Below are 13,341 nucleotides of genomic sequence, written 5' to 3'. Positions count from 1 at the left end.
AGGTGCTGTATGGCAACAGGCCAAATTCGAAAAGCACTTAGTGGTTTTTATTATGTGTATGATGATGGACAAGTCATTCAAACAAGAGGACGTGGTGTATTTCGTAAGCGTGGAATTACTCCTCTTGTTGGAGACTTCGTCACATACGAAGTAGAAGGTAACAATGACGGGACAATTATGGAAATTGAAGAACGGAAAAATGAACTTGTACGACCGCCCATTTCAAATGTCGATCAAGCAATTCTAGTTTTTTCTGTTAAAGAACCTAATTTTAATACGATTTTATTAGATCGTTTTTTAGTTGTACTTGAGTCTTTCCACGTGCAACCCGTTATTCTTTTAACAAAGATGGATTTATTAGAAGAAGATGAAGTAGCTGCAATTCAAAGTTATCAAAAACAATATGAGGCCATTGGTTATGATGTGATGACGACATTTAAAGATGATTCTTCATTATTAGATAAGATTACGCCTTTACTAGCAAATCGTACAACGGTTTTAGCAGGTCAATCGGGGGTAGGAAAATCTACGTTATTAAATACACTTATGCCAGAGCTGGATTTAAAGACAGGGATTATCTCAGAACACTTAGGACGTGGTAAGCATACAACGCGTCATGTTGAGTTAATTGAAGTAGCTGGTGGGTTAGTAGCAGATACACCTGGATTTAGTTCATTCGATTTTGATACAATTGAGAAGGAAGAATTAACAGGATGCTTCCCTGAGATTCAACGTACATCAGAAGCATGTAAATTTAGAGGTTGTTTACACGTGAAAGAACCAAAATGTGCTGTAAAAGACGCAGTAGAATCTGGAGAAATTGAAGCAAGCCGTTATGAGCATTACCTTCAATTTTTACAAGAAATTATCGATAGAAAGCCGAGGTATTAAGGATGATTAAAATCGCCCCATCACTTTTAGCAGCAGACTTTGCGAAGTTAGGTGAAGAAGTAAGAGAAGTAGAAGCAGCAGGAGCAACATTATTACACATTGATGTAATGGACGGACATTTCGTACCGAATATTTCATTTGGTTCGCTTGTTATGGATGCAATCAAACCTTATACAAACTTACCATTAGATGTACATTTAATGATTGAGAACCCAGACCAATATATTGAGCAGTTCGCAAAAGCAGGAGCAGAATATATTACAGTACACGTAGAAGCTTGTCGTCATTTACACCGTACGATTCAATTAATTCGTTCATACGGCGTAAAGCCAGGCGTTGTTTTAAACCCACATACACCAATTGAGACAATTAAACATGTGTTAGAAGATATTGACCTTGTTTTATTGATGACTGTAAACCCAGGTTTTGGTGGTCAAAAGTTCATCGATTCAGTTGTTCCGAAAATTGCTGAATTATCATATATGATTAAACAACGTAATTTAGATGTAGAAATTGAAATTGATGGTGGAATCACTGCAGAAACAATTGTACCATGTGCAGAAGCGGGAGCAACAATCTTTGTAGCAGGTTCGGCTATTTTCGGTAAAGAAGACCGTCAAACAGCGTTACAATCAATTTTAAAAGCAGGAGAAGACGCAATCAAATGACCATTGCCTATGTTGTAGCAGGTGGTCCAACAGAGGAAATCGTTTTAGACGATTTCCTTTTTGCGCATGAAGATATATTATACATCGGTGCAGACCATGGGGCCATCACTTTATTAGAAGCAGGAATTACGCCATACGCAGCGGTAGGGGATTTTGATTCGATGACGAAAGAAGAGTGGCTTACTGTAAAAGAGAGTGTTCAGGAGATAGAGGGTTTTCAAGCTGAAAAGAATGAAACAGATACTGAACTAGCCATCTTAAAAGCGTTAGAATTTTCACCAACATGTATTTACGTAACAGGCGTGACAGGTGGACGTTTAGATCATTATGAATCGAATCTACACACAGTATATCGTATGCAAAAACAATTTCCGCAAACGCCGATTTATATTATGAATAAAACGAATCGTTTACAGTTTTTATTTGCAGGTACACATCAAATTACAAAAGATGCATCATATGATTATTTATCTTTCTATCCATTTGGAGAAGCAGTTGAAAAAATGACTTTACGTGGTGTAAAGTATGAAACGACAGATTTAGATATCCCGATTGGTTCAAGTCGTTTTACAAGTAACGAAATTTTAGCAGACTTTGCGACAGCAACGTTCACAAAAGGGACTTGTTTGATGATTCAAAGTAAAGATGCTTAAAAAGACCACAAAAAAGGAAGTCGCTCAGCAGAGTGACTTCCTTTTTTAAATAGAATTAAACGCGTTCTACTTTACCAGATTTTAAAGCACGAGCAGAAACCCATACTTTTTTCGGTTTACCATCAACTAAGATACGAACTTTTTGTAGGTTAGCACCCCAAGTACGTTTGCTAGAGTTCATAGCGTGAGAACGGTTGTTACCAGTACGCGCTTTACGTCCAGTAATTACACATTGTTTTGGCATATTATTTCCCTCCTATTATAAGAAGTTGAAAGTTCATGTTTCACTTCGATATTTCACATACTTTAATAATTTAACATACACGATATTACATTGCAACTGATTTTCGCAGCCTTTCAAGAAAAAAACCTTTACACCTAAAAAAAATTCAAAACTTCTTCCCTTTTCCAAGCAATATCCATTTTCTGTAGCATAAATTGTGACGAACGTCTTGTTTTTTTAGAAATTACTTTACGTTCTGTATGAATAAGCTTAATATATAGTATTTAGTGATGTATAATAGTCACTGTATGTCTAGAAGTTGTTGAATGATTGAAAAAAAGGGTACAATGACATTAGTTAATTTTTAATTCAGGGGGCAAAATCATGTCAGTAGAATTACAAAATGAATTCGGTAACATCGAGATTTCAAATGACGTTGTGGCACAAATTGCAGGCGGCGCAGCAATCGAGTGTTATGGAATTGTAGGAATGGCTAGTAAACATCAAATACGTGATGGCTTAACAGATATCTTGCGTAAAGAGAATTTTGCTAGAGGTGTAGTTGTGCGTCAATCAGGAGAAGAACTACACGTAGATATGTATGTCATTGTTAGTTATGGAACAAAAATCTCTGAGGTCGCATATCAAGTGCAATCAAAAGTAAAATATACGCTCGATCAAACAATTGGTATGTCAGTAAGCTCAGTTAATATTTATGTGCAAGGTGTTCGTGTAGCGAACGTGTAAGAGGAGGAACTTATTCAAATGAAGTCATTAGACGGAATAAAATTTGCGGAAATGGTACAAATGGGGGCGCATCACTTATCTCAAAATGCAGACTATGTAGATGCACTAAACGTATTCCCAGTACCAGATGGTGATACAGGTACAAATATGAACCTATCGATGACATCTGGTGCAAAAGAAACAGCCGCAAAAGTAAATGCAAGTATTGGAAAAACTGCACAAGCATTATCAAAAGGCTTATTAATGGGCGCTCGTGGTAACTCTGGTGTTATTTTATCACAGCTTTTCCGTGGATTCGGTAAAGCAGTAGAACAAGAGGATGTTTTAGATGCAAAGCAATTTGCACAAGCATTCCAACACGGTGTAGAAACAGCATATAAAGCTGTTATGAAGCCTGTAGAAGGTACAATTTTAACGGTAGCACGCTTAGCAGCAGAACAAGCAGTCAAATCTGCTGAGCAAACAGATGATTTAATTCAGTTAATGGAAGAAATCGTTGTAGCTGCACAGGATGCTTTAAATCAAACACCAGAATTACTACCTGTTTTAAAAGAAGTAGGCGTAGTTGATAGTGGCGGTCAAGGGCTTCTATTCGTTTATGAAGGCTTTTTAGCAAGCTTAAAAGGTGAAGCGCTACCAGCTAAAACAGAAATGAAGTCAATGGACGACCTAATTAATGCAGAACATCATACAGCACAAGATTTCATGGATACATCTGAAATCGTTTATGGCTATTGCACTGAATTTATGGTTCGTTTTGAAGATGATAAAAAACCATTTGATGAAGCAAAATTCCGAGAAGATATGAGTCACTTCGGAGACTCTTTACTTGTGATTGCAGATGATGAAGTTGTGAAAATTCACATTCACTCTGAAACACCTGGTGAAGTCATTTCATATGGTCACCAATACGGTAGCCTTGTAAAAATTAAAGTAGATAACATGCGTTTACAACATACAGCGATTGTAGGCGAAGAACATAAAGCCGTTAAAAAAGTGCCTTATGCTGTTGTAACAGTAGCGATGGGTAAGGGAATTAAAGCTTTATTCGAAAGCATGGGTGCTTCTTATGTAATTGAAGGCGGACAAACGATGAATCCTTCAACAGAAGATATTGTAAAAGCAGTTCAAGAGATTGGTGCTGAAAAAGTATTAATCTTACCGAACAATAAAAATATTGTCATGGCAGCAGAACAAGCGGCAGAGCTATTAGAGATTGAAGCTGCTGTTGTGCCAACAAAAACAATTCCACAAGGATTAACAGCGTTACTATCATTTAATCCAGAAGCTTCTGTTGCAGATAATCAACAAACAATGTCTCAAGCAATGAAAGAAGTAAAAACAGGTCAAATCACATTTGCTGTACGTGATACATCAATTGACGGTGTGGAAATTCATAAAGATGACTTTATGGCTATGGAAGAAGGTAAGATTGTCAAAGCAACACCTTCTTTACAAGAGGCAGCACAACATATCATTGATACAATGGTAGATGAAGATGCTGAAATCGTTACAGTTATTCATGGTGAAGATGTAGATGAAGAACAACTAGAAGCAGTTGTTTCATACATTGAAGAAAATTATGAAGATGTTGAAGTGGAAGTACATGATGGAAAACAACCACTTTATCCATTTATTTTCTCAGTAGAATAAAATGAACGAAATCAGAGGGGGAATCGTGCAATTGTGCGATTCCTCCTTTGTATTCTTCATTCTTCGCAAAAATAAGTGATATTAAAAAATTAAAAAACATAACTGAATAGTCTGAAAAAGTAAAAAAACTGCACATAATAGCGAAAAGTATAGAAAAAAACGGATTTTTAAGACTGGATTTGTCTAAATTGTTTGGGTTTTAAGTGCATATGTTGTAATATGAGTAAGAGAATAGACATGTAAGGAGGAAAAATTATGAAGTTCACATCGGTTTTTGACGTAATCGGACCCGTTATGATTGGACCGTCCTCATCACACACAGCAGGAGCAGCTCGCATAGGACGTGTAGCAAGAGATTTATTTGGCAAACAGCCAACATGGGCAAAAATCCATCTTTATGGATCATTTGCTGAAACATACAAAGGACATGGAACAGATGTTGCAATTATTGGTGGTTTGCTTGACTACGATACATATGATGAGCGCATTAAAACATCATTTGAAGAAGCTGAGCGCTTAGGTTTAACATTTGAATTTATTCCTGAAACAGGCAGTGTGGAACATCCCAATACAGCACGCATCGAAATTGGTGATGGTGAAAAAGAAATGAGTATGGTCGGTGTATCTATTGGTGGCGGTTCGATTGAGATTGCTGAACTGAATGGTTTCCCATTACGCATGTCAGGCGGGATGGCTGCAATTTTAGTTGTACATGAAGACCGAGCAGGTACAGTAGCAAATGTTGCAGTATGTTTAGCAAAATATGCGATTAATATTGGACATATGGAAGTATCTCGTAAAGAGCGTGGCAATATGGCTTTAATGGTCATTGAAGTAGACCAAAATGTATCACCAGAAATATTAGCTGAAATTGAACTATTACCAAACATCACAAAAGTGACGAGAATTAAAAATTAGGAGGCGTTCATAATGGAAGTACTATTTCGTAATGTGCGTGATTTAGTTGAGCGCGCAGAAAAAGAAAATAAATTGATTTCTGAAATTATGATCGAGCAAGAAATAATTGTCTCAGAACGTACACGTGAAGAAATCATGGAACAAATGAGCCGTAATTTAGAAGTTATGGAAGCTGCAGTTGAACGGGGACTAAAAGGTGTTCAATCTGTAACAGGCTTAACAGGAAATGATGCGGTCTTAATTCAAAATTACATGAAGACAGGTAAAGCACTTTCAGGTGATTTTTTATTAGATGCAGTGAGTAAAGCGGTTGCAACAAATGAAGTGAACGCAGCAATGGGGACAATTTGTGCAACACCAACAGCAGGATCAGCTGGTGTTGTACCAGGTACACTTTTTGCGGTAAAAAATAAATTAAACCCAACGCGTGAAGAAATGATTCGCTTCTTATTTACTGCAGGAGCATTCGGTCAAGTGGTTGCAAATAACGCGATGATCTCAGGTGCAGCAGGTGGTTGTCAGGCTGAAGTAGGTTCAGCGGCAGCGATGGCAGCAGCAGCAATTACGGAAATGGCTGGCGGTACACCACAACAATGTGCACACGCATTTTCAATTTCTTTAAAAAATATGCTTGGTCTTGTTTGCGACCCAGTAGCAGGTTTAGTTGAAGTACCATGTGTTAAACGTAATGCGATGGGTGCAGCGAATGCGATGGTCGCAGCCGATATGGCTTTAGCAGGTGTTGAAAGTCGTATTCCAACAGATGAAGTGATTGATGCGATGTATAAAATCGGTCAAACGATGCCTGTCGCTTTACGTGAAACAGCACAGGGCGGATTAGCAGCGACACCAACAGGTAAATGGTTAGAAAAACGTATTTTCGGAGCAGCAACAGCGAGTCGTGGCTAACGAATTAACACAATCAGTTACTGAATTGAATGGTGTCGGAAAGGCAGTAGCTGAACAACTAGAACAAATGAATGTCCATACGATTGAAGATTTAATTTGGACATTCCCTTATCGTCATGAAGATTTTCGATTAAAAGACCTAGCAGAAACACCGCATAATGAACGTGTGACAGTGGAGGGGCGTATTGAAAGCGTCCCAACTGTCTTATTTTTAGGTCATAAAAAATCGCGGCTACAAGTACAAATGTTAGCAGGTCGACATTTAATTAAGGTCGTATTTTTTAATCAAGGTTATTTGAAAAACAAATTAGAGCCAGGTATGACGGTCACTGTAACGGGAAAATGGGACCGAGGTCGCCAAGTGATTAATGGCACGAAGATTACATTCGGTACAAAAGATGAACAAGCTGATTTTGAACCTGTTTATAGTGTGAAGGGCAAATTATCGCAGACGAAATTTAGACATTTCATGCGACAGGCGCTCGACCAATATGGCTGTTATATAGAAGAAACACTACCTACTGAATTACTAGAACAGTATCGTTTACAAACAATTCAACAAGCACTCGAAGGTATTCACTTTCCAAAACAACTCCAAGATACAAAACAAGCGAGACGACGTTTTGTTTACGAGGAATTACTTCATTTTCAATTGAAAATTCAAGCACTTCGTAAAACGCGTAAAGAAGACGAAAAAGGTATTGCTATTGCATATGATGTAGAAAAATTACGTGAATTTTTTGATTCACTACCATATGAATTAACAGGTGCGCAAAAACGCGTTGTTAATGAGATTTGTACCGATTTACGTACACCTCACCGAATGAATCGTCTACTTCAAGGTGATGTTGGTTCGGGTAAAACAGTCGTAGCAGCAGCCATGCTCTATGCCGCTGTTACAGCAGGTTTCCAGGGTGCATTAATGGCTCCAACTGAAATTTTGGCAGAACAGCATGCAGAGAATTTAGCGATGTGGCTTGAACCTTTCGGTGTAAGACTGGCATTATTGACAGGTTCTACTAAGGCGAAAGCGCGTCGTGAGATTTTAAGTCGTTTAGAGAGTGGAGAAATTGACATTCTCATGGGAACGCATGCGTTAATTCAACCAACTGTTATTTTTAATCGTCTCGGCTTAGTCATTACAGATGAGCAGCATCGTTTTGGTGTGGAACAGCGTCGCATTTTAAAAGAGAAGGGTGATAATCCCGATGTTCTCTTTATGACAGCAACACCTATTCCACGTACATTATCGATTACTGCTTTTGGCGAGATGGATGTATCGATTATTGATGAATTGCCAGCAGGTCGAAAACAAATTGAGACCAATTGGGTGAAGCATGAACAATTTAATCAAGTCCTACAAAAGATGGCACATGAATTACGAGCGGGAAGACAAGCATATGTCATCTGTCCTTTAATTGAAGAATCAGATAAGCTTGATGTGCAAAATGCGGTGGATGTCTATCAACAACTTGCAACGGTATTCCATGGACAATACGAAGTAGGGCTCATGCATGGGCGTTTGAAATCAGAAGAAAAAGATGCTGTGATGCGTGAGTTTAGTGAAGGAAAACTTAATGTATTAGTTTCTACAACCGTTGTCGAAGTTGGTGTGAATGTTCCAAACGCAACATTTATGGTCATTTACGACGCTGAACGATTTGGTTTAGCGCAACTCCATCAGTTGCGAGGACGTGTAGGGCGTGGAGAACATCAATCTTATTGTATTTTACTGGCTGATCCAAAAAGCGAAGAGGGTAAAGAACGTATGATTTCCATGGTTGAAGTGACAGATGGTTTTAGATTAGCTGAGAAAGATTTAGAGTTACGTGGACCAGGGGATTTCTTCGGACGTAAACAAAGTGGTTTACCAGAATTCAAAGTAGCAGACTTAGTACATGACTATCGTGCGCTTGAAACGGCAAGACAAGATGCAACAAACTTTGTAGCTTCTGAAGCTTTTTGGCAAGAAGAAGCTTATGCACCATTACGTCGTGTGATTGAATCATCTGGTATTTTAGAAGGCGAACGAATTGATTAAGCGAGAGAATGTTAGGTGTTTAAAAAACAACACTTGCATTCTCTTTTTTATATTTATATACTGATATTAGTACCAAGTGCTAAAATAAGGGGCGGAAAAAACAATGAAGTATTCAAAAAAAGAGCGACAAAAATTGTTGAAGCAAACCATTGAAGATAATCCATTCGTTACGGATGATCAATTGGCGAGTAAATTTAACGTCAGTGTCCAGACAATTCGTTTGGACCGTATGGAATTATCCATCCCAGAGCTACGCGAACGGATTAAAGATGTAGCAGCACATAATTTTGAAAATGAAGTCAAGACACTGCCGATTGATGAAGTCATTGGTGAGATTATTGATATTGATTTAGATGACCGAGCGATTTCGATTTTTGATGTAAAGGAAGAACATGTTTTTCAACGAAATGGTATTGCGAGGGGACACCATCTTTTTGCGCAAGCCAACTCACTAGCAGTTGCTGTCATTGACGATGATTTAGCCTTAACGGTAAAATCAGACTTAACGTACACAAAACCTGTACACGCTGGAAACCGTGTTGTAGCAAAAGCAGTTGTTACAAAGCAGGATGCGGATACGAACCGCACGTATGTAACTGTGACATCAACAGTTGAAGGAAAAACGGTATTTATCGGGAATTTTGAAATGTTCCGTACGAAAGGTAAGGGTGGAAACGAATGAAAATAGCAATTGATGCAATGGGTGGCGACCATGCACCAAAGGAAATCGTTGAAGGTGTATTTCAGGCAGTAGAAGATTTTAAAGATGTAGAGTTCTTACTATATGGTGACGAAGTGAAAATGGCACCTTATTTAAAACAACACGAACGTGTACAAGTCATTCATTGTTCAGAAGTAATTGAAGGAACAGATGAACCAGTACGTGCAGTTCGTCGTAAAAAAGATGCATCGATGGTGCGTATGGCACAAGCTGTAGCAGATGGCGAAGCAGATGCGTGTGTATCAGCAGGTAATACAGGTGCATTAATGGCAGCAGGGCTATTCATTGTTCATCGTATTGATGGTATTGACCGTCCAGCGCTAGCAACGACATTACCAACTTTAGATGGTGCAGGTTTTGACATGCTCGACTTAGGTGCAAATGCCGATGCTAAACCAGAAAACATTTTACAATATGCCATTATGGGTAGTATTTATGCAAAACAAGTACGCGGTATTGAAAAACCAACAGTTGGTCTATTAAATATCGGTACAGAAGATAAAAAAGGGAACGACTTAACAAAACAAGCGTTCAAATTGTTGAAAGAACAAAATGACATCAACTTTATCGGCAATGTGGAAGCACGTGAATTATTAAACCACGCAGCAGATGTCGTTGTAACAGATGGCTTCACGGGCAACATGGTATTAAAAACAATCGAAGGTGTTGCAGGGAATATTTTTGCGATGTTAAAAGAAGAGTTTTTATCATCGACAAAAACAAAAGTAGCAGCTATGATGATGAAAAATAATTTAAAGAATTTAAAAACAAAGATGGACTACTCAGAATATGGTGGCGCACCATTATTCGGTTTAAAAGCACCTGTTATTAAGGCGCATGGTTCATCGAAAGCACAGGCCATCTACAGTGCGATTCGTCAAACGCATATTATGGTCGAACACCGCGTATGCCAAACAATTGACCAAACGATTTCAAAGGAGAATGCATAATGACAAAAGTAGCGTTTATTTTCCCAGGACAAGGTTCACAAACAGTTGGAATGGGTGCAGAATTAATCGAAGCGAATGCATCAAGTAAAGCGTTTTACACAGAGGCAGATCAATTATTAGGTTTTGACTTATCAAAATTAATGTTAGAAGGACCACAAGAAGAATTAACATTAACATATCATGCGCAACCAGCTTTATTAACAACAGGTGTCATGGTTGCACAGCAATTAATGGATCATGGTATCCATCCAAACTTCACAGCGGGACACAGTTTAGGTGAATATGCTGCACTTGTTGCTTCAGGTGTTATGCGTTTTGAAGATGCAGTTGTAGCCGTACATAAACGTGGTCTTTTTATGAATGATGCAGTTCCAGCAGGACAAGGTTCAATGGCAGCTGTACTTGGTTTAGATGCAGAAGCATTACAAGCTGTAACAGATGCTGCTTCAGAAGAAGTGGGAGAAGTTGTACAATTAGCAAACTTGAACTGCCCAGGACAAATTGTTATCTCGGGTACAGCGAAAGCAGTAGAAGTAGCAAGTGAAAAAGCAAAAGAAGCAGGCGCGCGTCGCGTATTACCATTGGTTGTGAGTGGACCGTTCCATTCAGAATTAATGCGTCCAGCTGCTTCGAAATTACAAGAGATGTTAGCAGACATTCAGATGAATGATGCGAAAGCACCTGTAATTGCAAATGTCACAGCAAAAGCAGTAACGGATGCTACAGAAATTCGTTCACTATTAGTCGAACAACTATACTCACCTGTTCGTTGGGAAGAAACAGTACGTCAACTAGTAGCAGAAGGCGTAGATACATTCATTGAATGTGGTCCAGGTAAAGTATTAAGTGGATTAGTGAAAAAAGTAGATCGTAAATTAACAACATACTGTGTATTTGATGAAGCATCATTACAACAAGTTGTAGAAGCAGCGAAGGAGTGGAATACAAGTGAAGTTTAATGGACAAGCAGCAATCGTAACAGGGGCATCGCGTGGAATCGGACGCGAGATTGCACTTAAATTAGCAGAAGAAGGCGCTAAAGTAGTTGTAAACTATAGCGGTTCAAAAGAAAAAGCAGAAGCAGTAGCAGCAGAAATTATTGCAAAAGGTGGCGAAGCAATTGTACACCAAGCAAATGTTGCCAATGTGGATGAAGTAAAAGGTTTAGTTGATGCGACAATGGCTGCTTTTGGCTCTGTAGATATTTTAGTGAATAATGCGGGTATTACACGCGATAACCTGATTATGCGTATGAAAGAAGAAGATTGGGATGCAGTAATTGATACGAACTTAAAATCAGTATTCTTATGTACAAAAGCAGTAAGTCGTCAAATGATGAAACAACGCTCAGGTAGTATTGTAAACGTTGCATCTATCGTAGGTGTGGCTGGTAATGCAGGTCAAGCGAACTATGTAGCATCTAAAGCAGGTGTGATTGGTTTAACTAAAACGACTGCAAAAGAATTTGCAGCACGTCATATTCGTGTAAATGCAGTAGCACCAGGATTCATCGAGACAGAAATGACAGATGTACTACCAGAAGATGTAAAAGAAACAATGTTAACACAAATTCCACTTGCAAAATTAGGTCAAGCAAAAGAAATTGCAAATGTTGTTGCCTTCCTTGCATCAGATGAAGCAAGCTATATGACAGGTCAAACTTTACATGTTGATGGTGGTATGGTAATGTAACTTTTGCATTAAATGCACGAAAAAATATATTCAAAATCAATAGAGTAAGGTATACTACAAAAAGTGGTCATACCAGTTGTGACGAATATGCAAATTTATTGAGGGGAGGTGAGTATTTTGGCTACAGTACTTGAACGCGTAACAAAAGTTGTCGTTGACCGTCTTGGTGTTGACGAAAGCGAAGTAACATTAGAAGCTTCTTTCAAAGAGGACCTAGGTGCAGACTCACTAGATGTTGTTGAACTAGTAATGGAACTTGAAGAAGAATTCGATATGCAAATCGACGATGAGGATGCTGAAAAAATTTCTACAGTTGGATCAGCAGTAAGCTTCATCGAAAGCAAAATTGGCTAATTCGATTTTACATACTTCAGAAGTATGTATACTTATCATAAAGTCCCCGTTTCTTGAAATGGGGGCTTTTTTATGCAGATTGCTAAATAATTTTGCACTATTGAGCATAAACGAGTAAAATTGACTATGTACGTAAAGCTAAAAAATAAGAGGTTGATAAAATGAGAATAGAAGAATTATCTCAGAAAAACAGTGCGATTTCTGAGCATGCGAAAAAGAAGTTTGAAGAATTACAAAAGAATTTAAAAATCAGCTTCCACAATAAAAACCTACTATATAATGCTTTCACACATTCTTCTTACGTAAATGAACATCGACGTAAAGGATTTGAAGATAATGAAAGATTAGAGTTTTTAGGAGATGCTGTATTAGAGCTAACTGTTTCTAAGTTTTTATTCCTAATGTTTCCTAAGATGACAGAGGGTGAACTAACGAAATTGCGTGCTGCGATTGTCTGTGAGCCATCATTAGTAACTTTTGCAAATGAGTTATCCTTTGGTCATTATGTCCTTTTAGGAAAAGGTGAGGAACTGACAGGTGGTCGTGAACGTCCGGCATTATTAGCCGATTGTTTTGAGGCATTCATTGGTGCACTTTATTTAGACCAAGGTTTAGAAACAGTTGTTGCATTTTTGGAAAAAGTTGTTTTCCCAAAAGTTGAGCTCGGCACATTTTCTCATGTTGTAGATTTTAAAAGTCAGCTACAAGAAATGATTCAACAAGCGAATTCTGGTGTGTTGACTTATGAGATTATTAAAGAGCAAGGACCAGCCCATAATCGTACGTTCATTTCACGCGTTACATTAAACGGTGAAACGCTTGGAGAGGGTAATGGTAAATCGAAGAAGGAAGCTGAACAAAAAGCCGCACAAACAGCGATGCGCGCGCTAAAAGAGCAGTTCCCAAAAGGGTAGGTGAATT

The 13,341-nt window shown here is 38.3% G+C and carries 15 protein-coding genes; 14 read left to right on the top strand and 1 reads right to left on the bottom strand.

The window, feature by feature from the left end:
• The first annotated feature begins 9 nt into the window (after positions 1-9).
• From rsgA to ASO14_RS10810, 3 genes are read left to right on the top strand one after another with little or no spacing between them, the layout of a single operon-like run.
• A complete protein-coding gene (rsgA, locus tag ASO14_RS10820) occupies positions 10-891 on the top strand; it encodes a ribosome small subunit-dependent GTPase A (RefSeq protein WP_068454991.1) in 882 nt (293 codons plus the stop codon).
• 2 nt (positions 892-893) lie between these two features.
• On the top strand, positions 894-1,559 hold the full coding sequence (rpe, locus tag ASO14_RS10815) for a ribulose-phosphate 3-epimerase (RefSeq protein WP_068454988.1): 666 nt from the start codon (positions 894-896) through the stop codon (positions 1,557-1,559).
• Positions 1,556-2,212 carry a thiamine diphosphokinase gene (locus ASO14_RS10810; RefSeq protein WP_068454986.1) on the top strand — a complete coding sequence of 219 codons (657 nt, stop codon included), beginning with the start codon at positions 1,556-1,558 and terminating at the stop codon, positions 2,210-2,212. The genes rpe and ASO14_RS10810 overlap by 4 nt, the downstream gene beginning before the upstream one ends.
• Positions 2,213-2,267: 55 nt before the next feature.
• Here the strand turns inward: ASO14_RS10810 and rpmB are convergent, their stop codons facing one another.
• Positions 2,268-2,456, bottom strand: a complete 189-nt coding sequence (gene rpmB / locus ASO14_RS10805; protein ID WP_068454984.1) for a 50S ribosomal protein L28 — start codon at positions 2,454-2,456, stop codon at positions 2,268-2,270.
• 363 nt (positions 2,457-2,819) lie between these two features.
• Here rpmB and ASO14_RS10800 point away from each other — a divergent pair, with 363 nt between their 5' ends.
• The 11 genes from ASO14_RS10800 to rnc all read left to right on the top strand — a co-directional run bounded on the left by ASO14_RS10800 (position 2,820) and on the right by rnc (position 13,334).
• Complete coding sequence (locus ASO14_RS10800) at positions 2,820-3,182, top strand: Asp23/Gls24 family envelope stress response protein (RefSeq protein WP_068454983.1); 363 nt, start codon at positions 2,820-2,822, stop codon at positions 3,180-3,182.
• Between the two features lie 18 nt (positions 3,183-3,200).
• The gene (locus ASO14_RS10795) at positions 3,201-4,835 is read left to right on the top strand and encodes a DAK2 domain-containing protein (protein WP_068454982.1); all 1,635 of its coding nucleotides are present in this window, start codon (positions 3,201-3,203) and stop codon (positions 4,833-4,835) included.
• Between the two features lie 255 nt (positions 4,836-5,090).
• Positions 5,091-5,753, top strand: a complete 663-nt coding sequence (sdaAB, locus tag ASO14_RS10790) for an L-serine ammonia-lyase, iron-sulfur-dependent subunit beta (RefSeq protein ID WP_068454981.1) — start codon at positions 5,091-5,093, stop codon at positions 5,751-5,753.
• Between the two features lie 12 nt (positions 5,754-5,765).
• A complete protein-coding gene (gene sdaAA, locus ASO14_RS10785) occupies positions 5,766-6,662 on the top strand; it encodes an L-serine ammonia-lyase, iron-sulfur-dependent, subunit alpha (RefSeq protein WP_068454979.1) in 897 nt (298 codons plus the stop codon).
• Positions 6,655-8,703: an ATP-dependent DNA helicase RecG gene (gene recG, locus ASO14_RS10780; RefSeq protein WP_068454976.1), complete on the top strand. Its 2,049-nt coding sequence runs from the start codon at positions 6,655-6,657 to the stop codon at positions 8,701-8,703. Before sdaAA ends, recG begins: the two co-directional genes overlap by 8 nt.
• A 103-nt stretch (positions 8,704-8,806) precedes the next feature.
• Entirely contained in the window at positions 8,807-9,385 is a 579-nt protein-coding gene (gene fapR / locus ASO14_RS10775) for a transcription factor FapR (RefSeq protein ID WP_068454973.1), read from the top strand.
• Complete coding sequence (gene plsX / locus ASO14_RS10770; RefSeq protein ID WP_068454970.1) at positions 9,382-10,374, top strand: phosphate acyltransferase PlsX; 993 nt, start codon at positions 9,382-9,384, stop codon at positions 10,372-10,374. Before fapR ends, plsX begins: the two co-directional genes overlap by 4 nt.
• A complete protein-coding gene (fabD, locus tag ASO14_RS10765; protein ID WP_068454967.1) occupies positions 10,374-11,333 on the top strand; it encodes an ACP S-malonyltransferase in 960 nt (319 codons plus the stop codon). The genes plsX and fabD overlap by 1 nt, the downstream gene beginning before the upstream one ends.
• Positions 11,323-12,066, top strand: coding sequence for a 3-oxoacyl-[acyl-carrier-protein] reductase (fabG, locus tag ASO14_RS10760; protein WP_068454964.1), 744 nt, complete (start codon positions 11,323-11,325; stop codon positions 12,064-12,066). The genes fabD and fabG overlap by 11 nt, the downstream gene beginning before the upstream one ends.
• Before the next feature lie 117 nt (positions 12,067-12,183).
• A complete protein-coding gene (gene acpP / locus ASO14_RS10755) occupies positions 12,184-12,420 on the top strand; it encodes an acyl carrier protein (RefSeq protein ID WP_068454961.1) in 237 nt (78 codons plus the stop codon).
• A gap of 161 nt (positions 12,421-12,581) precedes the next feature.
• Entirely contained in the window at positions 12,582-13,334 is a 753-nt protein-coding gene (rnc, locus tag ASO14_RS10750) for a ribonuclease III (RefSeq protein WP_068454959.1), read from the top strand.
• Positions 13,335-13,341 lie beyond the last annotated feature (7 nt).

Origin of the sequence: Kurthia sp. 11kri321 (assembly GCF_001534765.1) — a bacterium.
Lineage (GTDB): Bacteria > Bacillota > Bacilli > Bacillales_A > Planococcaceae > Kurthia > Kurthia gibsonii.
Note: the sequence above shows the minus strand (reverse complement) of the source record. Positions and strands in the feature narration are given on the sequence as shown.

What these genes read in the sequence shown, in the direction of transcription:
- rsgA (WP_068454991.1), top strand. Translation starts at nt 10, where the DNA reads ATGGCAACAGGCCAAATTCGAAAAGCACTTAGTGGTTTTTATTATGTG.
- rpe (WP_068454988.1), top strand. Translation starts at nt 894, where the DNA reads ATGATTAAAATCGCCCCATCACTTTTAGCAGCAGACTTTGCGAAGTTA.
- ASO14_RS10810 (WP_068454986.1), top strand. Translation starts at nt 1,556, where the DNA reads ATGACCATTGCCTATGTTGTAGCAGGTGGTCCAACAGAGGAAATCGTT.
- rpmB (WP_068454984.1), bottom strand. Translation starts at nt 2,456, where the DNA reads ATGCCAAAACAATGTGTAATTACTGGACGTAAAGCGCGTACTGGTAAC.
- ASO14_RS10800 (WP_068454983.1), top strand. Translation starts at nt 2,820, where the DNA reads ATGTCAGTAGAATTACAAAATGAATTCGGTAACATCGAGATTTCAAAT.
- ASO14_RS10795 (WP_068454982.1), top strand. Translation starts at nt 3,201, where the DNA reads ATGAAGTCATTAGACGGAATAAAATTTGCGGAAATGGTACAAATGGGG.
- sdaAB (WP_068454981.1), top strand. Translation starts at nt 5,091, where the DNA reads ATGAAGTTCACATCGGTTTTTGACGTAATCGGACCCGTTATGATTGGA.
- sdaAA (WP_068454979.1), top strand. Translation starts at nt 5,766, where the DNA reads ATGGAAGTACTATTTCGTAATGTGCGTGATTTAGTTGAGCGCGCAGAA.
- fapR (WP_068454973.1), top strand. Translation starts at nt 8,807, where the DNA reads ATGAAGTATTCAAAAAAAGAGCGACAAAAATTGTTGAAGCAAACCATT.
- plsX (WP_068454970.1), top strand. Translation starts at nt 9,382, where the DNA reads ATGAAAATAGCAATTGATGCAATGGGTGGCGACCATGCACCAAAGGAA.
- fabD (WP_068454967.1), top strand. Translation starts at nt 10,374, where the DNA reads ATGACAAAAGTAGCGTTTATTTTCCCAGGACAAGGTTCACAAACAGTT.
- rnc (WP_068454959.1), top strand. Translation starts at nt 12,582, where the DNA reads ATGAGAATAGAAGAATTATCTCAGAAAAACAGTGCGATTTCTGAGCAT.